The following is a 25,466-nucleotide window of genomic DNA, read 5'->3' on the forward strand; positions in this document are numbered from 1 at the left end:
ATGACAGGTTTAAATTTCGTAGGAGCTGGTTTGATCGTTATCGGTGCTGGTTTAGGTATTGGTAGAATCGGTGGACAAGCAATGGATGCTATTGCACGTCAACCAGAAGCTTCAGGAAAAATCCAAACTGCTATGCTTATTGCAGCAGCACTTATTGAAGGTATTGGATTCGCAGCGTTATTCGCAGCTTAAAAACATAAAAACAGCTTTAACGGTTGGTTAAAGCTGTTTTTTAAACTAAAAAATATTTATTAAAAAACTATAGATATAAATGGACAAGTTAATTAACGAGTTTTCAATTGGACTATTTTTCTGGCAACTAGTATTATTTGTTGGATTAGTCTTACTTTTAAGAAAGTTTGCATGGAAGCCAATTCTTGATGCAGTAGAAAAAAGAGAAGAAGGTATCCAAAATGCATTAGATGCAGCAGAAAATGCTAAGTTAGAAATGCAAAACCTTCAAGCAGATAACGATAAGTTATTAAAAGAAGCACGTGCAGAACGTGAAGCAATGTTAAAAGAAGCACGCGAGTTAAAAACAAAAATGATTGAAGACGCTAAAACAGAAGCACAAGAGCAAGCTAATACAATTATAGAGCAAGCTCAAGCAGCAATAGAAAGCGAAAAGAAATCTGCTATGGCTGAGCTAAAAGGTCAAGTAGCAGGATTATCTTTAGAGATAGCAGAAAAAGTTGTACGTCAAGAATTATCTAACAAAGACAAGCAAGTACAATTAGTAGAGTCTATGTTAGGAGACGCTAAATTAAACTAGTCAAAAAATGGCAGGAGAAAGAGCAGCAATACGTTACGCAAAAGCAGTATTAAGTTTAGCTACAGAAAGTAATACAGCAGATGCTGTAAATACAGATATGGAGCTAATAAAAAGTACTGTTGCTGAGAGTAAAGATTTAAAAGATATGCTTTACAGTCCTGTAATACGTTCATCTGTTAAAAAAGCAGCATTGTTAGAAATCTTTAAAAACGCTAACAAAGCAACAGTTAATTTAATAGATGTACTTATTGCTAACAAGCGTACATCTCTATTACCAGAAGTAGCTTCTAGTTTTGTAACACTTTTTGAACAACAAAAAGGAAATCAAATTGCAGAAGTAACTACAGCAGTACCTTTAACTAAAGAGTTAGAAGAAAAAGTACTAGCAAAAGTAAAAGAACTTACAGGTAAAGAGGCAGCAATAACAAATATAGTAGATGAAAACATTTTAGGAGGTTTCATCTTAAGAGTTGGAGATACACAATACAACGCAAGTATTGCTAACCAACTAAACAAATTAAAAAGAGAATTTACAATAAATTAAATATAGTTAGATTTAAATCTAACATCTAATATCTAAATAAGATGGCAGAAGTAAAACCAGCTGAAGTATCAGCAATCTTAAAACAACAACTATCTGGTTTTGAAGCAAGTGCTTCATTAGACGAAGTTGGAACAGTATTAACAGTAGGAGATGGTATTGTACGTGCTTACGGATTATCAAATGCTCAATACGGAGAGTTAGTAGAATTTGAAGGAGGATTAGAAGGTATTGTACTAAACCTTGAAGAAGACAACGTAGGTATTGTATTATTAGGAGGATCAACTGGAGTAAAAGAAGGTTCTACAGTAAAACGTACTAACCGTATTGCTTCTGTTAAAGTAGGTGAAGGTATTGTTGGTCGTGTAGTAGATACATTAGGAAATCCAATTGATGGTAAAGGACCTATCGCTGGTGATACTTACGAAATGCCATTAGAGCGTAAAGCGCCAGGTGTTATTTACCGTCAGCCAGTAAACGAGCCATTACAAACAGGTATTAAATCTGTAGATGCCATGATTCCTGTAGGACGTGGGCAACGTGAGCTTGTAATTGGTGACCGTCAAACTGGTAAAACAACAGTTTGTATTGATACCATCTTAAATCAAAAAGAATTTTACGATGCAGGAGAGCCTGTGTATTGTATATATGTAGCAGTAGGACAAAAAGCGTCTACAGTTGCAAACATTGCTAAAACTTTAGAAGAAAAAGGAGCTTTAGCTTATACTACTATTGTAGCTGCAAATGCATCAGATCCTGCTGCAATGCAAGTTTACGCGCCATTTACCGGTGCTGCAATAGGTGAGTATTTTAGAGATACTGGTAGACCAGCTTTAATTGTATTTGATGATTTATCAAAACAAGCAGTTGCTTACCGTGAGGTATCATTATTATTACGTCGTCCACCAGGACGTGAGGCGTATCCAGGAGACGTTTTCTACCTTCACTCTAGATTATTAGAGCGTGCTGCAAAAGTAATTGCAGATGATGATATTGCTAAAAACATGAACGATTTACCAGAATCGTTAAAACCAGTAGTAAAAGGTGGTGGATCTTTAACAGCTTTACCAATTATCGAAACACAAGCTGGAGACGTTTCTGCATATATTCCAACTAACGTAATTTCTATTACGGACGGTCAGATTTTCTTAGAGTCAGACTTATTTAACTCTGGTGTACGTCCAGCAATTAACGTAGGTATCTCGGTATCACGTGTAGGTGGATCTGCGCAAATTAAGTCAATGAAGAAAGTAGCTGGTACATTAAAGTTAGACCAAGCACAGTTCCGTGAGCTTGAAGCATTTGCTAAATTTGGTTCAGACTTAGATGCTGCAACGTTAAATGTAATTGAAAAAGGTAAGCGTAACGTAGAAATCTTAAAGCAAGCACAAAACGATCCTTATACAGTAGAAGACCAAGTAGCAATTATCTACGCTGGTTCTAAAAACTTATTAAGAGATGTACCTGTTGAAAAAGTAAAAGAATTTGAAAGAGATTACATCGAGTTCTTAAATGCTAAACACAGAGGTGTATTAGATACTTTAAAAGCAGGAAAATTAACTGATGAGGTTACAGATACATTATCTGCAGTAGCAAAAGACCTTTCAGCTAAATATAAAGCATAATAATAGATTTTAGTATTGAGTAGTGAGATAGAAAGTTTTCTCACTACTGAATACTCAATACTAATTACTAAAAAATGGCAAATCTTAAAGAAATACGTAATAGGATATCTTCGGTATCTTCAACAATGCAAATAACCAGTGCTATGAAAATGGTATCTGCTGCAAAGTTAAAGAAAGCCCAAGACGCTATTACAGCAATGCGTCCTTATGCAGACAAGTTAACAGAACTTTTACAAAGCTTAAGTGCAACTTTAGAAGCAGATGCAGGAAGTAAATTTGCAGACCAACGTGAAGTAAACAGAGTATTAATAGTTTCAATATCTTCAAATAGAGGATTATGTGGTGCTTTTAACTCTAACATTATCAAACAAACAAACAATTTGATAGATAATGTTTACGCAGGTAAAGAAGTATCTGTTTTAGCAATAGGAAAAAAGATTAATGACGCTTTTGGAAAAAAAGGAATTGTTATTGCTAACAAAAGTGATATTTATGACGATCTAACTTTTGATAACGTTGCAGAAATAGCACAAATGCTAATGGATAAGTTTGTTACAGGCGAATTTGATAAAATTGAAATCGTTTACAACAAATTTAAGAATGCAGCAACACAAATAGTAATGACAGAACAGTTTTTACCTATTGTTCCAATACAACAGGATGAAAACGTTAATTTAGATTACATTTTTGAGCCTTCTAAAGCCGAAATAGTAGAAGAGTTAATCCCTAAATCTTTAAAAACTCAGCTTTATAAAGGTATAAGAGATAGCTTTGCTAGCGAGCATGGAGCACGTATGACAGCAATGCATAAAGCAACAGATAATGCTACAGAGTTAAGAGATCAATTAAAATTAACTTACAACAAAGCACGTCAAGCAGCAATTACTAATGAAATATTAGAAATTGTTGGTGGTGCAGAAGCATTAAATAATTAATTGTGCTAAACTAAAAGTAATTATAATAAATAAAAAGCCTTATCAATTTTGATAAGGCTTTTTTTTATGGAATGCAATTTGATTGTTATATTTATAAAAACTAAGGTCATGATTAACTTTTTTAAATACATCACGTTTACATTTTTAGTATTTGCATTTTTTTTACAATGCTCTAGTGTCCAAAAACTTCAAGATAGTGTGAGTTTTAAAATAGAACAATCTTATTATCAAAACTGGGTTGCAGGAGTTAAAAATGGCGGATCAGGTATTAATATATTTATTCCTGTAACTAACTTAAAGACTAATACATCATTAGACAGTTTATATTTTAGAGGGCATAAAGTTTTACTAGAAACTAAACCAAATAATCCAAATCTGTTTATAGGACGTATTTTAACTGAAGCTAATCAAAATGAAGATTTCTCTCCTAAAACAGAAGCAGAAATTCCTTTCGATTTAAAAGAAAATGAAGCAGTTATCATTTATACCGAAAACGATAAAAAGAAGTATTATAAAATTAATAATATAAAAGAAAAACAAGCTGAGTATTTTCCGAGTGCGCCACCAAAAAATAATTAATTATTAACCTACTTACATTATGAAAGCCCTTAAATCAATAACACTAATTGTGTTATTTATTTGTATTTGTAATTGTTCACCTTCTAAATACGCATTACAAAAACAAGCACCAATTCAATTAACTAAAACGTATTTACAGCATTGGACAACAGGTGTAGCTATTGGTAGCTCTGGTGTCAACCTTTATTTTTCTAACCTTTATCCAAACCATTCAAGTATTAAAATGGATAGTGTGTACTTTAGAAAAATGAAAGGAAAACTAACACCTTTAAAAGGTCAATATTTTTCTCGATTAACTAAAAGATTAACTAACGAAGAAGGGAATGCTCTTACAACTAAAGGTTTTTTTCCTTTTCAATTAGAAAATAGAGAATGTATAATTAGTTATATAGAAAATGGTACAACTAAGTATTACAAGGTTTCAAATATAGAAGAAAAAGAAGGTGTTTACTATCCAGAAGGACCACCAATTAATTAATGTTTTTATTACTGTAACAAATTCAATACATTTAGGTCAAAATAAACAACCTTTTGAGCGGATTTAAATCTCTTTTTAAGCAAACATTTATTTATGGTTTAGCAACAGTTTTACCCAGAATGTTAAGCTTTATACTTGTGCCATTATACACAGATCCTTCAGTGTTATCAAGAGCTGAATATGGCGAAGTATCTTTTATTTTTGCTTATTTCGTTTTATTTAATGTGGTTTTAGCCTACGGGATGGAAACCGCCTTTTTTAGATTTTTTAATAAAGAAGAAAATCAAAAAAATGTTTTAAATACATCAGCAACATCGTTAACAGTAAGTAGTTTAGCTGTTTTAGGTATTGCTTTTCTTTTTAGAAATCAAATTTCATCTTTAATTGAAATTGACTTACAATACTTAAACTTAGTCTTTCTAATATTGCTTTTAGACGCATTAGTAATTATACCATTTGCTTGGTTAAGAGCTACAAGTCAACCTATGAAATACGCAATAATTAAGATTTTAAACGTAGCTGTAAACTTAGGACTTAATGTGTTTTTATTAGTTTATTTAAAAGATTTAGCCGAAACTAACTCCATTTTCAATTCTATTTATAAACCAAAATTTGAAATCAATTATATTTTCATTTCTAACGTCATTGCTAGCGCATTAACGTTGGTTTGGTTGTTGCCATTTTATAGAAAAGTGAAGTTTAAAATAGATATTAAACTTTGGAAAAAGATGATGAACTATGCTTTACCTGTACTTATTGCAGGTGTAGCGTATTCTATAAATGAAACCTTTGACCGAATTCTTTTAAAAGAATTATTGCCAGAAAATATAGCAGATGACCAAATAGGTATGTATTCTGCATGTTATAAACTAGCGTTATTTATGACGCTTTTTGCAACAGCTTTTAGATTAGGGATAGAGCCTTACTTTTTTAGTCATTCAAAAACTAAAGATCCACAAAAAAATTACGCCAAAATATTAGAGTTTTTTATTGCATTTGGAGCAATAATCTTAGTGACAGTTGTTGTTTTTGCAGATATAATAAAACCTATAATTATTAGAAGTGAAGCTTATTATGACGCCATGTGGATAGTGCCTTTTATTCTATTAGCAAACTTTTGTCTTGGTATTTATCATAACCTATCCGTTTGGTACAAAATTACAGACAGGACTAAATATGGTGCCTATATTTCGGTTTTTGGTGCAGTAATTACATTGTTAATCAATTACATTTTAATACCTAAAATAGGATTTAAAGGCTCTGCAATTGCAACGCTTTGTGCTTATAGCTTAATGATGTTTTTATCTTATTTTTATGGAAGAAAATACTATCCAATTCCTTACAATTTAAAGAAAATAGTCATTTATTTATTGGTGTCGATTAGTTTCTCTTTCATCTATTTTTATAATTTTAGAGGTAATTATTTTATTGGTTTTACTGCAATAATTGTACTTTTAGGCATAGTTTTTCAACTTGAAAAAAATGAAATCAAAAAACTACTCAAATAACATTTCATGCAAATAAAAATCATTAATAAATCCAATCACGCTTTACCGCATTATGAAACTATTGCGTCTGCTGGAATGGATTTAAGAGCAAATATAGATGAGGCAATAACCTTAAAACCTTTAGATCGTACTATAGTTAAAACAGGTTTATTTATTGAGTTACCGATAGGTTTTGAAGCGCAAGTAAGACCAAGAAGTGGTTTAGCTGCAAAAAAAGGAATAACCGTCTTAAACGCACCAGGAACAGTTGATGCAGACTATAGAGGAGAAATAGGTGTTATCCTTGTCAACCTTTCTAACGAAGATTTTACGATAGAAAACGGCGAGCGTATTGCACAATTAGTAATTGCTAAGCACGAACGTGCCGAATGGATTGAAGTAGAAACTCTTTCTGAAACATCTCGTGGAAAAGGAGGTTTTGGCAGCACAGGAGTCAAATAATTCCTGCGAAAGCAGGAATCTCTAAGCAGGTAAAAATGAAACTTTGGTACGTCTATATCATGACAAATAAACTTAATGGAATATTATACATAGGTGTAACTAACAATATAGACGAAAGAGTTAAGGAGCATAAGTTAAAAGCATACCCTAAATCATTTACAGCTAGATACAATTGTGATAAATTAGTTTATTTTGAAGAATATGAAAATGGATTAATTGCTGAAAAAAGAGAAAAGCAATTTAAAAAATGGAAAAGAAACTGGAAAATTGAGTTAATAGAAGAAATAAATCCTAACTGGACAGATTTGAGTCTGAATTGGAATCTTAACTTTAATAAAATAAGATAATAAATTCCTGTAAAAACAGAAATCTCAAACCCAAAAAATAAGTTTAATTAAAAAAAGATACCTGCTTACGCAGGCATGAAAAAATGAAAATAATAGTACCTATGGCGGGAAGAGGATCTCGTCTAAGACCACATAGTTTAACAGTCCCAAAACCATTAATTCCTGTTGCTGGACAACCAATTGTACATAGATTAGTAAAAGATATCGCAAAGGTTTTAAAACAACCAATAACCGAAGTTGCTTTTGTTTTAGGTGATCCAGCTTGGTTTGGAGACGATGTGGTAGATAGTTTAACAGATTTAGCGACAAGTTTAGGTGCAAAAGCCTCAATCTATCGTCAAGATCAACCTTTAGGTACAGGTCACGCTATCATGTGTGCAAAGGACAGTTTATCAGGACCAGCAGTAATCGCTTATGCAGATACTTTAATTCGTGCAGATTTTAATTTAGATCCAGAAGCAGACTCAGTAATTTGGGTAAAGCAAGTAGATCAACCAGAAGCTTACGGTGTTGTTAAATTAAACGATAATAAAGAAATTGTAGAACTTGTAGAAAAGCCACAACAATTTGTTAGCGATTTGGCAGTTATAGGTATTTACTATTTTAAAGAAGTAAGTCAGTTAAAAGATCAACTTCAAAAAGTATTAGATAATAATATTATTAATGGTGGCGAATATCAAATTAACGACGGAATTAAAGGCATGATGGCAGACGGAAAAGTCTTTAAAACAGGCGAAGTTAGCGAGTGGATGGACTGCGGAAACAAAACCATAACATTAGACACAAACCAACGTATGTTAGGCTTTTTACAAGCAGATGGAGAAGAGCAATTAGTTTCAGACTCTGTAAATAATGAAAATTCAACAATTATAGCGCCTTGTTATATCGGCGAAAACGTAGTACTTAAAAACGCAACGGTTGGACCATATGTTTCTATTGGTAATAATTGTGTTATCGAAAATGCAACCGTTAAAAATAGTTTAATACAAAACCAAACTAGTATAAAAAATGCTAATTTAGACGAAGCTATGATTGGTAACCACGTTAAGTACGACGGTAAGTTTACTAAAATTAGCATTGGCGATTATTCTGTTTTGGAATAAATTTCTGAGTTTTACCCTGAGCGAAGTCGAAGGGAAAGCAGAAATCTTAAAGACATAAATTGGTATAATTATTGACCTAATTAAAATAAAAAGTCACTTAAACCTTAGTCAAAAGGTTATTTAGATGAAAAAAACGCTTTACATCTTATACTTCCTTTTCGGAATGTTATGCATTCCGCAGACTAACTATGCCCAAGTAGATTTTAATAAAACACCAAATGACGACTTAGGAAATTTTGAAGACGAATTTCAAAATAATTTCTACGAAGCCATGAAACAACACGGTATAGAAAATTATGACCGTGCTGTAGATAACTTAAAACGATGCTTAGAATTAGACGATTCTCATGTGGTTATTTATTATCAATTAGGAAAAAACTACAACAAGCTTAAAAATTTTGGAGAAGCTGAAGATGCATTAAAAGATGCATTAAGAATAGAGCCTGATAACGAATGGGTTTTAGACGAGCTGTATCATGTTTACATTCAGCAAAAAGAATATAACAAAGCCATAAAAACCGTAAGACAATTGGTAAAATACCATCCAGATTATAAAGAGGATTTAGCCAATATTTACGTACAAACAGGTAATTTTAAAGATGCACTTAAAATCTTAGACGAGTTAGATGAAGAGTACGGTATTACAGACGATAGAGACTTACTACGTAACCGCATTTACAACGCAACAGGTAGAAAAAAAGATCAAATTGAAAATCTTGAAGAACGCGTAGATAAAAATCCAGAATCTGAAGAAACTTACTTAAGATTAATCTATCGTTACAGCGAAAATAACGACAAGAAAAAAGCATTTGAAACAGCAAAAAAGCTATTAGAAATTAATCCAAAAAACCAACTTGTTCATCTAGCATTATATAAATTTTATTTAGATGAAGGTAGCCACGATAAAGCAATTAATTCTATGAAAATTGCTTTACAAAGCTCAAAAATTAATCCCGAATCTAAAATAAAAGTACTAGCAGATTTTGTAAAATTTGTCAGTAAAAATCAACAATACGAGCAAGACTTAGTAGATGTAACTTCAATGCTAACAAAAATTGAATCTAGTGGTAAAACGTTGGTAGAGTTAGCTCAATATTATTTACTTAAAGGCGAAAAACAAAAAGCAATAAGTTTTTACGAACAAGCACTTCAAAAAGAAGAAGAAAACTTTGGGATATTAAGAAATATAATACTTCTTCACATAGATTTAAAACAATTTAAACAAGCAGCAGATCGTAGCCAAGAAGGTATAGAAATTTTCCCATCGCAACCAGTTTTATATCTTACTCATGGTGTGTCATTAAACTATCTAAACAGACCAAAAGAAGCTATAGAAAGCTTAGAAATGGGCTTAGATTACATTATTGATGACAAACCAATGGAAGCAGATTTTTATAATCAATTAGCCAAAGCTTATACTGCAACAAACAATTTAAATAAAGCAAAAACGTTTAGTGATAAAGCAAAAAAATTACAATTATCTAATTAATGACTATTAAAACTCAATTTTCTCTATATACAATACTATTTTTATTTGTATTTGTTGGTTGTAAATCAGCCAAAACTATTGTTGCCAATGGCGAACTAAACAATAGATTAACAGCAAAACAATTAATTAAACAAACCGAAAAAGTAGAGTCAGATTTTAAGACTTTAGTCGGTAAAATGAAAATTGAATACATAGAAAAAAATAAATCTGAAGGAACAACCGTTAGTCTTCGTATAGAAAAAGATAAAACCATTTGGATGAGTAAATTAGGGTTAGTTAAAGCGCTAATAACACCAACAAGAGTCGCGTTTTATAACAAACTAGATAACACTTATTTTGATGGCGATTTTACGTACTTAAGTAATCTTTTAGGGACAGAATTAGATTTTCAAAAAGTACAAAATATGCTATTAGGTCAGTCTATGTTTGCACTTAATGATAAAGATTATGAGATTGATACTTTTGACCAATCGTACCAATTAAAACCAAAAAAACAACGCGATTTATTCGAGCTTTTTTTAATGTTCAACCCAAGTCATTTTAAAATGGATTCTCAGCAAATTGCACAACCTAAAGAACGTAGAATTTTACAAATAGACTATTTATCTTATCAAAAAGTAGACAACTTAACTTTACCTTCAGAAACAAAGATTTTTGCTATAGAAAATGAAGATCAACTAGTGATTAATTTAGAATTAAAATCTGTAGATTTGAATGAAGATGTACGTTTTCCGTTTAGCATTCCTTCAGGATATAAAAAAATAGAATTATAACCATGAAATTCAATCAGTTTCTAACCCTTTCATTAATGTTTTTGTTGCTTGGCATCACTTCCGCGCAAGCGCAAAACAATAAAAAAGATCAGCTTGAAGCAAGACGAATAGAGCTTAGAAACGAAATTAAGAAAATAAACAGTCTTCTTTTTTCTAACCAAAATAAAAAGAAGGATCAAACCGCTTTAATAGAAGACTTAAACTATAAGTTAAGTGTGACTAATAACTTAATTAAAGTCACCAATCAACAAGCTAATTTATTAACTAGATCTATAAATAATAATCAAAAAGAAATTTCGCAATTGCGTGACGAGCTTACCATTTTAAAAGAAAACTACGCAAAAACGATTCAAAAAAGTTATAAAAATAAAAGCGAACAAAGCCGTGTAATGTTTTTATTGTCTTCAGATAATTTTAGACAAGCTTATAAGCGTTTACAGTACATGAACCAATATGCAAAGGTGCAGAAACAACAAGCCGAAGACATAAAAGTAAAAGCAAAAAAGCTTCAAGATTTAAACTTAGATTTAGTTAAGCAAAAAGAAGAAAAGGATAAGTTAATTGCAGAAAATAAGGTCATTCAAAATCAATTAGAAGCCGATAGAAAGCAACATCAATCTATAATGGCAGAGATTAAAAAAGACTTAAATAAGTATGCTGCTCAAATAAAAGAAAAACAGCGTGAAGCTGCTAAAATAGATGAAGAAATAGACCGAATTATTAAAGCCGAAATAGCAAAATCTAATAAAAAAGCAGGCAAAACGTCTACTTACAAATCTGGTTTTGCACTAACAGCCGAAGCAAAATTAATAGCAGCAGACTTTATAAGTAATAAAGGAAAATTACCTTGGCCAGTAGAAAAGGGAATTGTAAAACTACGTTATGGAAAACAAAGATCTCCTATAAATCCTAGTGTCGAAATACAAAGTAGCGGTGTAAGAATAGCTACCGAAAAAGATGCTAAAGTTAGAGCTGTTTTTAAAGGTAAAGTCTTAGCTGTAATGGTGCAAAAAAAGAGTAATCCTGTGGTTTTAATCCAACATGGTAATTACATTACAGCTTATGGTAATTTAAAAACAGTTTACGTTAAAAAAGGCGAACAGATTTCTACAAAACAAGAGATTGGCGAAGTCTTTACAGACAGCGATGGTCAAACCTTATTAAAGTTTAGCGTTTATAAAAATAATGCATCACAAAACCCTGCGGAATGGGTTTATAAAATGTAATTATTCAAATAAAGCTTTTAGTTCTGTAGCGTCTTGAGGTTTCATTTTCCCTGCTAAAACTAAACTTAATTGCTTACGTCTTAAAGCAGCAGCATAACGCTCTTTTTCAATGTCTGTTTCTGGTACAAGTTCTGGTACTTTTACAGGTCTTCCCGTTTCGTCAACAGCAACAAAGGTATAAATAGCTTCATTAGCTTTTGTGCGTTCTCCAGACTCACGATCTTCAATCCAAACATCAATAAATATTTCCATAGAGCTTTTAAAGGCTCTAGATACTTTAGCTTCTACAGTTACAACACTACCTAAAGGCACAGCTCTGTTAAATGCTACGTGATTAACAGAAGCAGTTACTACAATACGTCTACTATGGCGTCTTGCACTAATACTTGCTGCACGATCCATACGTGCTAGTAACTCGCCACCAAAAAGGTTGTTTAACGGATTAGTTTCGCTTGGTAATACTAAATCGGTTAATGTTGTTTTAGAGCTTTCGGCAGTTTTTGGTGTCATGAAATTTATTTTTTTGCAAAGGTAAGACGATTTACATTTTTAGTTTATCTTTTTACAAATAATTATGAAAACAAAAAGCCTCACAATTATAATTGTGAGGCTTTTAATATTTGTTTTAAACATTACTTAGTCTAACTTTTTTATAAGCAACCAAGCGTCTTTATTATTTTCTTTTCTTATTGAATTTAAAGCCTTAAAAGCGTCTTCTCTAGACGTATAACTACCGTATGCAACTTGGTGTAATCCGTATTTATTTGTACCAATTTTTCTTGCTTTAAAACCTAAAGCTTTTAACTGTTCTACTTTTTTATCAGAATTTTCTTCTAATCTAAAAGCACCAGCAATCACATGATAATTACCTATTTGTTTATTTACATTTAATGTTACAGCTGGCAAAGGATTACTGATTACAAAAGTAGCTTCTTGTATTTGGTCTTCTAATTGTGCGTCTGCTTCTTCTTGAGCTATTTGGTTATGGTTTTCTATGTTTTTGTAGTAATTATTTACTCCAAAACCACTTAAACCTAAAGCAATAATAGCAATTGCAGCATATTTAAGATAAGGTCTGCTTTTACGTTTTTCTTTAGTAATAGCAATGGTTGGTACTTCTTTTTCAATAGTTTCAACCTCTTTTTTGTATTCTTCTCTAGTTACAGAAGGACTTACAAACTGCGATAACCCAAACGCATCTGTTAAATAATTAAGGTGATAAGATGGTGTAAACTGTATTTTACCTTCATTATTTAACTTTAAATCGCCAATATTTTCAAAGGTTAAAGTTTCACCTTCGGTTAAATAAGATTTTAAAGATTTGACACGCATTGCAATGTTTTGCGTAGCAACTTCAAAAGGTATTTTTTCTACATCGGCAATGTAACGGGCTAAAAGTCCGTCGTTGTTTTGTATTTGTTCATTAAACGATAATACTTTTTTTGGCGGATAAAACGCGTTGGTAGAATCGTGTACTGTAGCCGATTTACGTTGTGTTAAAAAAGCACCAAACTCTGGCACAGTCACACAATCGTAACGGTATAACAAATCGCTGATGTAGGTTTCTAATTGCATAAAAACAAAGTTATAAATTTTTAAAAGCGAATAAAATTTAGACCCTATTATTTATTAACAGCAATAAATTTCTTTTCTTGTAGCTTAAAAATCAGATTAATATAAAATGAAAGATAGCCAATTACTGCATATTTTAGCCTTACAACACGTATCAAAAATTGGAGATACTACTGCAAAAAAGTTAATTAATCACTGCGGAAGTGCAGAAGCTGTCTTTAAAGAAAAAAGAAGTAATCTTTTAAAAATTGACGGTATTGGTGAAGTTTTATTGAGTGAATTGCATAAATCAAATCATCTTGAAGCTGCAGAAAATGAACTAAAATACATAAGAGATGAAGGTATAAATTGTCATTATTTTTTAGATGAAACGTATCCTGAAAAATTAAAACATTGTTTAGATGGTCCTATTTTATTGTTCTCGTCAGGAAATATCAACTTAAATAATCAACACATTATTAGCATAGTTGGTACTAGAAAAATTACAACATCTGGTATGGCTTTTTGCGAAAAATTAATTGAAGATTTAGCGGTATATAAGCCTATAATTATTTCTGGGTTTGCTTATGGTACAGATATAACTGCACATAAAGCAGCAATAAAAAACAAATTGCAAACCATTGGTTGTTTAGCGCATGGATTAAACCAAATTTATCCTAAAGTGCATAAAAAATATGTGGCTGAAGTAGAAAATAATGGCGGTTTTTATACTGATTTTTGGAGTAGTGATACTTTTGATCGCAACAACTTCTTAAAAAGAAATCGTGTTATTGCAGGTTTAAGTCAAGCTACAATTGTTATAGAATCTGCAGAAAAAGGCGGAAGCCTTGTAACTGCAGATATTGCTAATTCTTATAACCGAGATGTTTTTGCGGTACCAGGTCGCATAACAGATAGCCAAAGTGTTGGTTGTAATAACCTAATTAAACAGCAAAAAGCACATTTGCTATCTACACCATTCGATATTCCTTATATGCTTAATTGGGAATTAGAAGCGTTAAAAAAGCCGCCAGTACAAAAACAGTTATTTGTAGAGTTAGATGCAGATGAAAAAATAGTTTATAACTACCTAAAAGATAACGATAAAGAGCTTTTAGATGTTATTGCTATAAACTGCAAATTACCAACTTACAAAATGGCAAGTATTTTACTTAATATGGAGTTAAAAGGTGTTGTTAGACCTTTACCAGGAAAATTGTTTGAGCTTATTTAATTAATATCCAACCTTTTCTCTAACTCTAGCTAATACTTTATCTGCTACTTTTTTAGCTTTTTCTGCACCAATAGCTAAAGCTTCGTCTATTTTATCTAAGTTTTGCATGTAATAGTTGTAGCGTTCTCTTTGAGCATCAAAAGTGGTTAAGATTAACTCGTAAAGCGCTTGCTTAGCATGACCGTAACCGTAATTACCATTTTCGTAATTAGCTTTCATTGTTGCAATTTGTTCTTCGTTAGCTAATAAGCTGTAAATAGCAAAACAATTACACGTACTCCAGTCTTTAGGTTCTTCTAGCGGTGTACTATCTGTTTCAATACTCATTATTTTTTTACGAAGTTGTTTTTCTGGTAAAAAGATGTTGATGTAGTTGTCTCTACTCTTGCTCATTTTTTCGCCATCAGTACCTGGGATAAGCATGGTGTTTTCTTGCAATTTTTCTTCAGGTAAAACAAAAGCTTCACCCATTTTTGCATGAAAACGAGAGGCAACATCTCTTGTAAATTCGATATGCTGAAGTTGGTCTTTACCTACAGGAATAATCTCTGCATCATACAATAAAATATCTGCAGCCATAAGCATTGGGTACATAAATAATCCAGAGTTTACATCTTCTAAACGGTCTGCTTTATCTTTAAAACCATGGGCTAATTGCATTCTTTTAAACGGAAAAAAACAGTTTAAATACCAAGCAAGTTCTGTAACTTGAGGTATATCACTTTGTCTATAAAACACTGTTTTTTCTATGTCTAATCCAAAAGCTAACCAGGTTGCAGCAACAGAGTAGGTGTTATGTCTTAACTCTTCTGCATTTTTAATTTGTGTTAAAGTGTGCAAATTTGCTATAAACAAATAAGACTCATTATCACTGTTTTCGGATAATTTTATAGCAGGTAAAATTGCACCTAATATATTACCTAAATGTGGTGTTCCTGTACTTTGAATTCCTGTAAGTATTCTTGCCATGATTAAATTTAATTCTGAATGACAAAGGTAATTTTTTTAGTAGAATAGCTCAATTAATTTAATTAGTTTTGAATCCAAATGAAGATATTTAAGTACATTTTTTGGACATTTTACCGTATTTGGTTTTACGTTATGGTAGCCTTACCAATAATTGTGTTATTTCCGTTGCTTTTAATTTCTATTTCTAAAGAATCTTGGTATCCATACTTTTTTAAACTAGCCCGCTTTTGGGCGCGTTTTATTTTAGTTGGCATGGGTATGCCAACAAAAATTAATTATCTGCAAAAAACCGAGCGCAAAAAAAGCTATATGTTTATTGCTAATCATACGTCTATGATTGACATTATGCTAATGTTAGTAGCAGTAAAAAATCCTTTTGTTTTTGTTGGTAAAGCAGAGTTGGCAAAAATTCCGTTGTTTGGGTTTTTCTATAAACGTACGTGTATTTTGGTTGATCGTGGAGATGCAGAAAGCAGAAAACGTGTTTTTATGAGAGCTCAAAGACGATTAAAACAAGGTTTAAGTATTTGTATTTTTCCTGAAGGTATGGTGCCTGAAGAACATATAGATTTAGCCGAGTTTAAAGATGGAGCTTTTAGACTAGCTATAAATCACAAAATACCGATTGTGCCATTAACGTTTGCAGATAATAAAAAACGTTTTTCTTATACCTTTTTTAGCGGTGGACCAGGTGTATTAAGAGCAACCATGCATCCTTTTATACCGACATTAGATTTAAGCGTTAATGATACAAAGTCTTTAAATGAAAAGGCTAGATCAATTATATTAAAACAATTAAATTTATTCAAAGTTTAATAATTGATTTTTAGATACTAATTGACCAGACTCTGTTATGCCTTCAATAAATATTTTAGCTTCTTTTTGATAGTTTTTAGGGACACTAAAAGTTATAGTTTTATTAGGCTCTAATATGATGTTTGGTTTCCAATAAATTGCACCAAACTCTTTATAAGTTGAGTTTGAAAAAGATGGATATTTTGGTGAGTAGTATTCTTTTTCTTGGTTAAAGCCTATAGGTATTTTGACTGTGGAAAACTGATTTTTTTTAGAAGCATATTCTTGAGGTGAAAGAGTGTAGATATGAATTTCCTCATTCACTCTTCCTGGGTTTGCGCCATAATAAACTTCTTTGACTGTATTAGTATACATACTTTCAATTATCCAAAGGGAATTAGTTATTTCATTGTTATCTAAGTAAACTCTGACAAATCTACTTTTCTTTCTTCTTGGGTGAATGCTGTCATTTGCATATCCATATCCTTTAAATTTTAAAAATTCAATAATTGTTTCGCCAGAAGGGATTAAGACATCTTTCATTTTAACATTAGTAAGGATAGTAGCAGCACCATAAGGTTTAATTTCTTTATCTTTTTTATTAGCTTTAAGGATGACTTCTTCAAGAACCGTAACATTAGATGGTAAATCTTTAAAGTTTGAAACTTTAATTTCAAAATTTTTATTAAGTATTAATTTTTTTTTATCAAATACATCTTTTAAACTATAGTTGTAGTAGTTTATATAAGGTGTTACTTTTAATGTGTTTCCGTTAAGTTTTAATCCAAAATTAAAGTCACTATCTTTCTTTAGATAAAGGTTAGTTAATTTTACATCAGATTGATTGTCTTTTATTTCTTTAACTAGGTTATTTTGATCAGAGAAGATTAAAATAGACTGTTTAGAGCTTAGTTTTTCTTTAAAAGTTAGAGTTACATCTATACCGTTTTCAAAATCAAAGTTATCTGTAGGCGTATTATTAAAAATATTACTCCAGTTGTATTTGCTCCAGCCTTGAGTAAGCAATAATAGATCTAAATCTTTAGATTTATTTTTTGAAGCGTTAAAATAATAATCAGCGTTTTCTATAACTCCATTAATATATGGTTGTAATAGTATTTGTGACTTAATATTATTGTTAGGGTTATATGCTTTAGTATTAGAAGGTAAAAAGCTTGAGCTTAAAAATATTTTTTCTTTAGAGTAGTTAGTTACTGTAGCCTGAATAGAATCATATTTTACTTTAGAGGTTGTAACTTTAATTTGATTAGACACATCTTCAAGATCGTTATAAATCAACCTTTCTAAGACAGGTTGGTTTTTTTCGTTAAAAATTGTAATAATATTTATGCCTTTAAAGAGCTCTTGTTTTTTAAGTAATAAAACGTAGTTTTTATCGGTATTATTAAAGTCAAAGAAAATGTTTTTAAAGCTTCTGGTATTGTGTATAAAGACTCTATATTTTTTACCATTAAGGATGTTTAAAGATTTTATGTTGGTAAGAATATTTAATACAAAATAATCATCTAATATTTTTGTATTAAGCGTAACACCAATTTGTTTTGGCACATTGGTATTTTGTGTTAAAGTAGTCCCATTGTTAAGTGTAGCTTCAAAAGTATAAATTTCACCCTTTTTAATAGCTAAGTTTACATTAGCAAAACCTAGAGCGTTAGTATTAAATGCTCCAATACTATTACCGTTACTATCTTTAATAATACCTGTTTTAGTTTTTACACCTTTATTGTTTTGATTTTTAATTAATACAGCAATATTATTAACTGTATTTTCAAGTAAATGACCACCTTCAGGCATGAGTTTAAATTCATAAAAATCGTCTTGAGAGATAGATTTATTACTGGTATTATCTTGGTCTGATAGGATAGAGATTTTTTGAGTGAATGAATTATCTTCACTAAAGTTTCTCATCCAGTTTGTAGACGCCTTAATGTAATAGTTATTTTGAGTAAATGAAGAGTCTATCGGGATACTACCATAGCCAATACCATTTTTAATATGTATTAAATGTTGTTCTTTTTGGTGTCCATCTTCATCAAAAACAGAAACATATAGATTTGATGTTGTTGTGTGAAGTTTATTAGAGTTTTGTTCAATAACGTAAGATTGAAACCAAATTTCTTCACCTTTTATAAAGGAAGTTTTATTAAGATGTAGGTAAGGTATTTCTCTAGTGTTTTCAAAATAATTAGAATAAAGTTGATCTATGTTTTGAGATATACATTGAATAGAAATTAATAGAGCGATTAGTAAGTTGATTTTTTTCATGAGCTGGTTTATGTTGATTATTTATTCTAATCAACTATTGTGCCAAAAAAAAGCTACTCTTGGCACAGAGTAGCTTTTTGTAATAGCAGTTTTTCTTCTATTTGAAGAAGAACAACTAAAACTTAGAATTTGTAACTTAAGCCAGAATATAACCCTATGATATAAGGATTAAACTCTCCAGATGTATTATTGTAAGCATTAATTTGATATTTAAAAGTTGGTTCTAAATTTAACTGAAGATGTCTAGAAAAATTGTAATATAATCCAACACCGAAGTTTGTAGAAAAACTCACAGAATTTAAATTATTAGCTTCTCCTATTTTAGTTTGATCTCCTTCAAATTCAGATATTAACTCGTTATCGTCTAAAAAGAAAGAACTAACACCACCAATAATATTTAAACTAATTTTTTTATTTATTAAATTATATTCTACTTCTAAAGGAACTTCGAAATAAGATATACGTTGACTTAAAGAAACATTTCTAACAAAACCTATATTTGGTACTTGTAAAAAAGATTCGTTTCCGCTAATAACGTTTATGTCCAAGTTGTTAATTTTATTTAATCTAACGTTTCTCATAACTTTAGGGTTGTTACTTACGTTTTGATAAACAATTACATCATTGGTATCATAACTTAAATTTAGTTTATTAATACCTGTTCTAATTTTAACCTTATCGTTAATTGCGTAACCAAACTTAAGTCCGTAAGCAGCATTTATTTCGCCGGTTTTATTATTACCCATAAATTGCTCATCTATAGAAGACCCATTACCAAAACTATTGTAATAAACAGGTGCAGCATTAGCATAGATACTCCACCTGTTAAAATCTTCTTCTTTTTCATTATTTGATTCTTCGTTTTCTGCAATTGCAGTTTCAATTGCGTTTTCTTTTTGGTTTTCTTCTTCTTTATCTAAATTATTTTTTTCTAAGCTGTTTTCTGCTAAAGCTTTGCTGCTATCAAGTTTTAAATTATTGTTTTGTATGCCTTTAAGATTATTTGATGGCAGTTTGCTGTTATCAGTATTGTTAGAAGATTTTGCAATACCAGTTTGATCTAATTTATCTTCTAAAACAGCTTTTTTATTATTAGAAGTACTTTGTTTTTTTGTAGACGTTGTCTCAGAGTTATTTATTGCTGATACAGCAGATTTTACACTAGAAGTAGTTAAGTTATTTGTGTTTTGGTTATTTAATGGTTCTTTTTTATTAAAAGATTCTGTTTTATGTAAGTTAGATTCTGTAACAGAGTTTTTATTTTTTACTGTAGTAGTAATATTAGTTTCTTTATTGTTTAGCTCTGATTTAGGCTTTTTAGTTGTCGTGTCACTCTCTATTTTTTGTGGAGAATCTACAATTATAGGCTGATTTTCTATATTAGTATTAAATAAGGAGTTGCCTAAAAACAACATTAATAATAAAGAAACAGCTATGCCAGAAAGTTTTAACCATAGTGGAATGATTAACACTGGCTTGTCGTTTTTTTCTTCTTCAAGTTGTTTTTTAATGTTTTGCCAAACATGTTTATCTGGCTTAGCATCAAAATCTTTAAACTTTTCTTGAAATAGTCTATCTAAATTTTTTTTACTCATCTATAAACTTTGCGAATTGCTACCGCTAGTATATGTTGTTATTTTTTCTTTTAATATTAGCCTAGCTCTTGCTAGGTTAGATTTGCTAGTACCTGTATTTATGTCTAGCATTTGTGATATTTCTTTATGAGAATAACCATCTAAAACGTATAAGTTAAAAACTAGCCTGTATCTATCTGGTAACTCTTGTATACAGTTTAATAAAAACTCAAGGCTTACGTTATTTTCATCTATATCTACTTCTTCTTCCTCTTCAATTGCATCTTCGTTAACAATGTCAAATACTTTTTGTTGTCTGTAACGCTGTAATGCAGTGTTGATTGTTATTCTTTTAAGCCAACCTTCAAAACTTCCTTTATTTTTATACTGTTTTATTTTGTTAAATATGGTAATAAAACTGTCTTGTAAATTATCTTCTGCTTCTGCGTAATTACGAGAATACTTTAAGCAGATTGAGAATAATTTACTTGAAAAAAGTTCATATAATTCACTTTGCGCTTTTGTGTCATTTTTTTGACAATTATATATGAGCTGGTCTAAACTCAATGCATATTTTTATTAATTAAAAAAAATTATTGCTCAACAGGTACTTCAACGGTTAAGTAAATATCTTCTCCGCTATCATCAACACCTTGCCAAAACTTAAAAATATAGTTTTCTAATTGAGTTGCTTTAACTGTAAATGTTTTTTCTTCTACGCTTTGTAAGTCTACACAATTTACTACGTTATCCCATACTGTGGTCATTACTGCAACATTTCTTACATTATTATTTTTTAAGAAATATATGTCATTAAATTCGTAACAAGTGCTAGGTCTAATATAGCTAACCGTAATTTCATGATCTTCTCCATAGGTAAAAGATTCTGGCACAGTAGCAGACTCTACAGGTAGTATTTCTATATGATAATTTTCTGTTGGTGTATCATCCTCTACACTACAAGAAGTAATGATAAAGCTAAAGCTTATCAGTAATAATATTAATTTTTTCATATATGTTTATTGCTATTAAGTACTTAATAGATGCATTAGTTGTAAAAAGGTTGCGTATAAAAATAAAAAATCCCGAATTAATCGGGATTTTATTTTATTGTTCTTCTTTTATTTTGCTTTCTAATTCTTCAAACAATTCTGGATTATCTTTTATAACTAGTTTTACAGCATCTCTACCTTGTCCTAATTTAGTGTCTTCGTAGCTAAACCAAGATCCGCTTTTCTTTACAATGCCTTTATCTACAGCTACGTCTAAAATTTCTCCAACTTTACTAACACCTTCACCGTACATAATATCAAATTCTGCTGTTTTAAATGGCGGTGCTACTTTGTTTTTAACCACTTTAACTCTTGTTTTATTACCCATAACATCTCCGTTAGAGTCTTTAATTTGTGTAGATCTTCTAATATCTAATCTAACAGAAGCATAAAACTTAAGAGCATTACCACCAGTAGTAGTTTCTGGGTTACCAAACATAACTCCAATTTTTTCACGTAATTGGTTAATAAATATTACGGTACAATTGGTTTTACTAATAGAAGCTGTTAATTTTCTTAATGCTTGAGACATTAAACGTGCGTGTAATCCCATTTTAGAATCACCCATTTCTCCTTCAATTTCACTTTTTGGAGTTAATGCAGCGACCGAATCGACTACAACAATATCTATAGCTCCAGATCGGATTAAATTATCTGCAATTTCTAGAGCTTGCTCACCATTATCTGGTTGAGAAATAATTAAGTTATCGATATCTACATTTAGTTTTTCAGCATAAAAACGGTCAAAAGCATGTTCTGCATCAATAAATGCTGCAATACCACCTGCTTTTTGTGCTTCAGCAATTGCATGTAATGTTAAAGTTGTTTTACCAGAACTTTCTGGTCCATATATTTCTATAACTCTTCCTCTTGGGTAACCACCAACACCTAAAGCGATATCTAAACCTAAAGATCCAGAAGGTATAGCATCTACATCTACAACAGCAGCATCACTCATTTTCATTACTGTTCCTTTTCCGTAGGCTTTATCTAGCTTGTCTAGTGTTAGTTGTAAAGCTTTTAATTTTGCTTCGTTTTCTTTGCTCATTTTCAGTTCTTTTTATAAAATTTCAATGCTAAAATACTACTTTTTTAACCATTTTTATTTTTCTCACGCAACCTTTTTAAACTTTTTGCATCTAATTAACAAAAGAGGGAAAAAATAGCTATGAAAAAGAAAAAAATTTATTCCTCTTTATAGATATTAATTCTAAACTGCTAAGGAATGAAATATTTAAAAAAAATAATCTTGATTAATGCATTAGGCGTTTCAATCTCTATTTTTTTAAATAGCAGTTGTAAAGCCGATGGAGGTTAACTCGTAACATTTTTTAATAAAAAAAATTAAAAAATTATTAACGAGTTAGTCTGTTAAAAGTCCTTTGTAAAACACAAAGGACTTTTTTCTTTTTATAGGTTAACTGTTTGTTTTTCATTAAAATAACATCAAAATGCAACCTTTAATCTTGCAATACTAATTTTAAATTCTACCTTTGCACCTCATTTATTAACTCTTAAAACGAAAGTATAGCATGCAACTGTACAACAAATTAAGTGCTAATGAACGTGCCGAACTTATTGAAAAAGCGGGTAAAGAACGTCTTACTCTGTCTTTTTACAAATATGCGCGCATTAGCAATCCTCAGGAATTTAGAGACCAACTGTTTATTAAATGGAACAGTTTAGATGTTTTAGGTCGAATTTACGTCGCTACCGAAGGTATTAACGCACAATTATCACTTCCAGCAGATAATTTTGAAAACTTCAAAACGCATTTAGATAGCATTGATTTTTTAGAAAATGTAAGACTTAACATTGCAGTAGAGCAAGACAACATGTCTTTTTTAAAACTGAAAGTTAAGGTGCGAGATAAGATTGTTGCAGATGGATTAAACGACAAAACTTTTGATGTTACCAACAAAGGAATGCACGTTAATGCCGAGATGTTTAACGATTTAATCGAAGACGAAAACACGGTATTAGTAGATATGCGTAATCACTACGAAAGCGAAATTGGTCACTTTAAAAATGCCGTAACGCCAGATGTAGATACCTTTAGAGAATCTTTAGATATTATTGAAGACGATTTAAAAGCACACAAAGAAGACAAAAAATTAGTAATGTATTGTACTGGTGGTATCCGTTGCGAAAAAGCTAGTGCTTATTTTAAACACAAAGGGTTTAAAAACGTCTATCAACTTGATGGAGGAATTATAGAATACACACGACAAGTCAACGAAAAAGCTTTAGAAAATAAGTTTATAGGAAAGAATTTTGTGTTTGACGAAAGAAGAGCAGAAAAAATTAGTGACGATGTAATTGCACAATGTCACCAATGTGGAAAGCCTTGTGATACGCACGTAAACTGTGCAAATGATGCCTGTCATTTACTATTTATCCAGTGTGAAGATTGTAAAGCTGAAATGGACAATTGCTGTTCTTCAACTTGTAAAGAAATAAACGCATTGCCTTACGAAGAGCAAAAAGCACTACGTAAAGGACAAGGTAACAGTAATGACATCTTCAAAAAAGGACGTGCAGACCATTTGCCGTATAAAAAAGACTTGCGTAATATTTTTGAAACTTTAAAAAGTAAACAAGACTAGTGCGATGCAAAAGATAGAATTAATGGCGCCTGCAGGAAATTTTGAATCCTTGCAAGCTGCTTTAGATAATGGCGCAGACTCGGTTTATTTTGGTGTAGAGCAACTTAACATGCGTGCTCGTGCGTCTATTAATTTCACTTTAGACGACTTAGAAGAAATCTCTAAACGTTGTCAAGCAAAAAATGTAAGAACTTACCTAACTCTTAATACTATTATTTACGATCACGATTTATCTATCGTAAAAACCTTAGTAAAAAGAGCTAAAGAGGCTAATATTACCGCAGTAATCGCAATGGATCAAGCTGTAATTGCTGTAGCTAGAGAGTTGGGTATGGAAGTTCATATTTCAACACAAATTAATATCACAAACATAGAAACGGTTAAGTTTTACGCCATGTTTGCAGATACAATGGTGTTAAGTCGCGAGCTTAGTTTACGTCAAGTAAAACACATAACAGAGCAAATTGAAAAAGAACAAATTAAAGGACCATCAGGTCGTTTAGTAGAGATCGAAATTTTTGGTCATGGTGCATTGTGTATGGCGGTTTCTGGTAAGTGTTATATGAGTTTACACTCACATAACTCGTCTGCAAATCGTGGCGCATGTAAACAAAATTGCCGAAAAAAATATACCGTTATTGACCAAGAAACTGGTTTTGAAATGGAATTGGATAACGAGTATATCATGTCTCCAAAAGATCTTTGTACTATCGATTTTTTAGACCAAGTAGCAGATGCAGGAATCAAAGTTTTAAAAATTGAAGGTCGTGGTCGTGCACCAGAATATGTGGCTAGAGTCATCAAGTGTTACCGAGATGCAATTGATAGTGTAGAAAATGGCACTTACGATAAAAACAAAGTTATTGGTTGGATGCAAGAGCTAGAAAAAGTCTATAATCGTGGATTTTGGAGTGGTTATTATTTAGGACAAAAATTAGGCGAATGGAGTAAAGGTTCAGGCTCGCACGCAACGCAAAAGAAGGTGTATATTGGTAAAGGCGTTCATTTTTATCCAAAAGCTAAAATTGGCGAATTTAAAATTGAGGCTTACGATTTGTCATTAGGTGATACTTTGCTAATTACTGGTCCAACAACAGGTGCTAAAGAGTTTGAGCTTAAAGAAATGTTGGTTAATGATCAAGCGTTAGAAAAAGGAACAAAAGGAGACTCAATCACTATTCCATTAGACTTTAGAGTAAGACCATCAGACAAACTTTATAAAATTGTAGAAAATAAAGTTGAAGCCTAATGGTTGTTGTTACCTTACAAAGAAACAAGTGTATTGGCTGTAATTACTGTGTAGAGTTGGCGCCAAACCAGTTTAGGATGTCAAAAAAAGACGGTAAAACTGTCTTGCTACATTCAACCGATAGGAAAGGTTTTTTTACTCTAAAATCTAACGATTACGAGGTTTTAGAACCATGTACAGAAGCTTCAAAAGCATGTCCAGTAAATATAATTTCGGTTAAAGACGTATAGAAACACCTAAATTTTATTATTTTAAAGTCATAAGAATAATCTTATCTTTACAAATTGAAGTGGCTCATTTTCCGCAAAAGCGAAAAGTCACAAATTATTAATC

The 25,466-nt window shown here is 31.1% G+C and carries 27 protein-coding genes; 19 read left to right on the forward strand and 8 right to left on the reverse strand.

Annotated features, from left to right (window positions below; all coding sequences use genetic code 11):
* From atpE to WA340_RS04930, 14 genes are all read left to right on the forward strand, one after another.
* Complete coding sequence (gene atpE, locus WA340_RS04865; protein ID WP_298499142.1) at positions 1-192, forward strand: ATP synthase F0 subunit C; 192 nt, start codon at positions 1-3, stop codon at positions 190-192.
* Between the two features lie 79 nt (positions 193-271).
* Positions 272-772, forward strand: coding sequence for a F0F1 ATP synthase subunit B (locus WA340_RS04870; RefSeq protein WP_336127612.1), 501 nt, complete (start codon positions 272-274; stop codon positions 770-772).
* Between the two features lie 7 nt (positions 773-779).
* Positions 780-1,316, forward strand: coding sequence for an ATP synthase F1 subunit delta (gene atpH, locus WA340_RS04875; protein ID WP_336127613.1), 537 nt, complete (start codon positions 780-782; stop codon positions 1,314-1,316).
* 41 nt (positions 1,317-1,357) lie between these two features.
* Positions 1,358-2,938, forward strand: coding sequence for a F0F1 ATP synthase subunit alpha (gene atpA, locus WA340_RS04880; protein WP_304140965.1), 1,581 nt, complete (start codon positions 1,358-1,360; stop codon positions 2,936-2,938).
* 74 nt (positions 2,939-3,012) lie between these two features.
* The gene (gene atpG / locus WA340_RS04885) at positions 3,013-3,873 is read left to right on the forward strand and encodes an ATP synthase F1 subunit gamma (protein WP_304140967.1); all 861 of its coding nucleotides are present in this window, start codon (positions 3,013-3,015) and stop codon (positions 3,871-3,873) included.
* 108 nt (positions 3,874-3,981) lie between these two features.
* Complete coding sequence (locus WA340_RS04890) at positions 3,982-4,452, forward strand: hypothetical protein (RefSeq protein ID WP_336127614.1); 471 nt, start codon at positions 3,982-3,984, stop codon at positions 4,450-4,452.
* Between the two features lie 19 nt (positions 4,453-4,471).
* Positions 4,472-4,930, forward strand: coding sequence for a hypothetical protein (locus WA340_RS04895; protein WP_336127615.1), 459 nt, complete (start codon positions 4,472-4,474; stop codon positions 4,928-4,930).
* Positions 4,931-4,983: 53 nt separating this feature from the next.
* Complete coding sequence (locus tag WA340_RS04900; RefSeq protein ID WP_336127616.1) at positions 4,984-6,438, forward strand: oligosaccharide flippase family protein; 1,455 nt, start codon at positions 4,984-4,986, stop codon at positions 6,436-6,438.
* Positions 6,439-6,444: 6 nt separating this feature from the next.
* The gene (gene dut / locus WA340_RS04905) at positions 6,445-6,879 is read left to right on the forward strand and encodes a dUTP diphosphatase (RefSeq protein ID WP_336127617.1); all 435 of its coding nucleotides are present in this window, start codon (positions 6,445-6,447) and stop codon (positions 6,877-6,879) included.
* Positions 6,880-6,914: 35 nt separating this feature from the next.
* On the forward strand, positions 6,915-7,226 hold the full coding sequence (locus WA340_RS04910) for a GIY-YIG nuclease family protein (protein ID WP_336127618.1): 312 nt from the start codon (positions 6,915-6,917) through the stop codon (positions 7,224-7,226).
* 83 nt (positions 7,227-7,309) lie between these two features.
* Positions 7,310-8,329 (forward strand): sugar phosphate nucleotidyltransferase, encoded by a 1,020-nt coding sequence (locus WA340_RS04915; RefSeq protein WP_336127619.1) that lies wholly within the window; start codon positions 7,310-7,312, stop codon positions 8,327-8,329.
* Positions 8,330-8,453: 124 nt separating this feature from the next.
* Positions 8,454-9,818 carry a tetratricopeptide repeat protein gene (locus WA340_RS04920; protein ID WP_027879268.1) on the forward strand — a complete coding sequence of 455 codons (1,365 nt, stop codon included), beginning with the start codon at positions 8,454-8,456 and terminating at the stop codon, positions 9,816-9,818.
* Positions 9,818-10,591, forward strand: a complete 774-nt coding sequence (locus tag WA340_RS04925; protein WP_027879267.1) for a DUF4292 domain-containing protein — start codon at positions 9,818-9,820, stop codon at positions 10,589-10,591. The genes WA340_RS04920 and WA340_RS04925 overlap by 1 nt, the downstream gene beginning before the upstream one ends.
* 2 nt (positions 10,592-10,593) lie before the next feature.
* Positions 10,594-11,817 (forward strand): murein hydrolase activator EnvC family protein, encoded by a 1,224-nt coding sequence (locus WA340_RS04930; RefSeq protein WP_336127621.1) that lies wholly within the window; start codon positions 10,594-10,596, stop codon positions 11,815-11,817.
* Here the strand turns inward: WA340_RS04930 and WA340_RS04935 are convergent, their stop codons facing one another.
* The gene (locus WA340_RS04935; RefSeq protein ID WP_336127622.1) at positions 11,818-12,327 is read right to left on the reverse strand and encodes an acyl-CoA thioesterase; all 510 of its coding nucleotides are present in this window, start codon (positions 12,325-12,327) and stop codon (positions 11,818-11,820) included.
* A 126-nt stretch (positions 12,328-12,453) separates the two neighbouring features.
* A complete protein-coding gene (locus WA340_RS04940) occupies positions 12,454-13,392 on the reverse strand; it encodes an SPOR domain-containing protein (protein WP_336127623.1) in 939 nt (312 codons plus the stop codon).
* Between the two features lie 106 nt (positions 13,393-13,498).
* Between WA340_RS04940 and dprA the strand changes: the two genes are divergently transcribed.
* The gene (gene dprA, locus WA340_RS04945; RefSeq protein ID WP_336127624.1) at positions 13,499-14,602 is read left to right on the forward strand and encodes a DNA-processing protein DprA; all 1,104 of its coding nucleotides are present in this window, start codon (positions 13,499-13,501) and stop codon (positions 14,600-14,602) included.
* Here dprA and trpS read toward each other — a convergent pair whose 3' ends face one another.
* Positions 14,603-15,571 carry a tryptophan--tRNA ligase gene (trpS, locus tag WA340_RS04950; protein WP_336127626.1) on the reverse strand — a complete coding sequence of 323 codons (969 nt, stop codon included), beginning with the start codon at positions 15,569-15,571 and terminating at the stop codon, positions 14,603-14,605. It abuts the gene before it with no gap.
* 78 nt (positions 15,572-15,649) lie between these two features.
* On the opposite strand from trpS, the gene WA340_RS04955 reads away from it, so the two are divergent.
* Complete coding sequence (locus WA340_RS04955) at positions 15,650-16,387, forward strand: lysophospholipid acyltransferase family protein (protein WP_336127627.1); 738 nt, start codon at positions 15,650-15,652, stop codon at positions 16,385-16,387.
* On the opposite strand, the gene WA340_RS04960 is transcribed toward WA340_RS04955, so the two are convergent.
* The 5 genes from WA340_RS04960 to recA all read right to left on the reverse strand — a co-directional run bounded on the left by WA340_RS04960 (position 16,373) and on the right by recA (position 22,326).
* Positions 16,373-18,652 carry a hypothetical protein gene (locus WA340_RS04960; RefSeq protein ID WP_336127628.1) on the reverse strand — a complete coding sequence of 760 codons (2,280 nt, stop codon included), beginning with the start codon at positions 18,650-18,652 and terminating at the stop codon, positions 16,373-16,375. The genes WA340_RS04955 and WA340_RS04960 overlap by 15 nt on opposite strands.
* Before the next feature lie 122 nt (positions 18,653-18,774).
* Positions 18,775-20,247, reverse strand: a complete 1,473-nt coding sequence (locus tag WA340_RS04965; protein ID WP_336127629.1) for a hypothetical protein — start codon at positions 20,245-20,247, stop codon at positions 18,775-18,777.
* Complete coding sequence (locus WA340_RS04970) at positions 20,248-20,793, reverse strand: RNA polymerase sigma factor (protein WP_336127631.1); 546 nt, start codon at positions 20,791-20,793, stop codon at positions 20,248-20,250.
* A 26-nt stretch (positions 20,794-20,819) separates the two neighbouring features.
* Positions 20,820-21,239 carry a hypothetical protein gene (locus WA340_RS04975; RefSeq protein ID WP_336127632.1) on the reverse strand — a complete coding sequence of 140 codons (420 nt, stop codon included), beginning with the start codon at positions 21,237-21,239 and terminating at the stop codon, positions 20,820-20,822.
* A gap of 94 nt (positions 21,240-21,333) precedes the next feature.
* Positions 21,334-22,326: a recombinase RecA gene (gene recA / locus WA340_RS04980; RefSeq protein WP_336127633.1), complete on the reverse strand. Its 993-nt coding sequence runs from the start codon at positions 22,324-22,326 to the stop codon at positions 21,334-21,336.
* Between the two features lie 484 nt (positions 22,327-22,810).
* Here recA and trhO point away from each other — a divergent pair, with 484 nt between their 5' ends.
* The 3 genes from trhO to WA340_RS04995 are packed head-to-tail and all read left to right on the forward strand — an operon-like array spanning position 22,811 to position 25,363.
* A complete protein-coding gene (gene trhO / locus WA340_RS04985) occupies positions 22,811-23,884 on the forward strand; it encodes an oxygen-dependent tRNA uridine(34) hydroxylase TrhO (protein WP_336127634.1) in 1,074 nt (357 codons plus the stop codon).
* A gap of 4 nt (positions 23,885-23,888) precedes the next feature.
* Positions 23,889-25,133, forward strand: a complete 1,245-nt coding sequence (locus WA340_RS04990) for a peptidase U32 family protein (RefSeq protein ID WP_336127635.1) — start codon at positions 23,889-23,891, stop codon at positions 25,131-25,133.
* Positions 25,133-25,363 carry a ferredoxin gene (locus WA340_RS04995; protein WP_336127636.1) on the forward strand — a complete coding sequence of 77 codons (231 nt, stop codon included), beginning with the start codon at positions 25,133-25,135 and terminating at the stop codon, positions 25,361-25,363. The genes WA340_RS04990 and WA340_RS04995 overlap by 1 nt, the downstream gene beginning before the upstream one ends.
* Positions 25,364-25,466 lie beyond the last annotated feature (103 nt).

The organism is Mesoflavibacter sp. CH_XMU1422-2 (genome assembly GCF_037029245.1).
Lineage (GTDB): Bacteria > Bacteroidota > Bacteroidia > Flavobacteriales > Flavobacteriaceae > Mesoflavibacter > Mesoflavibacter zeaxanthinifaciens.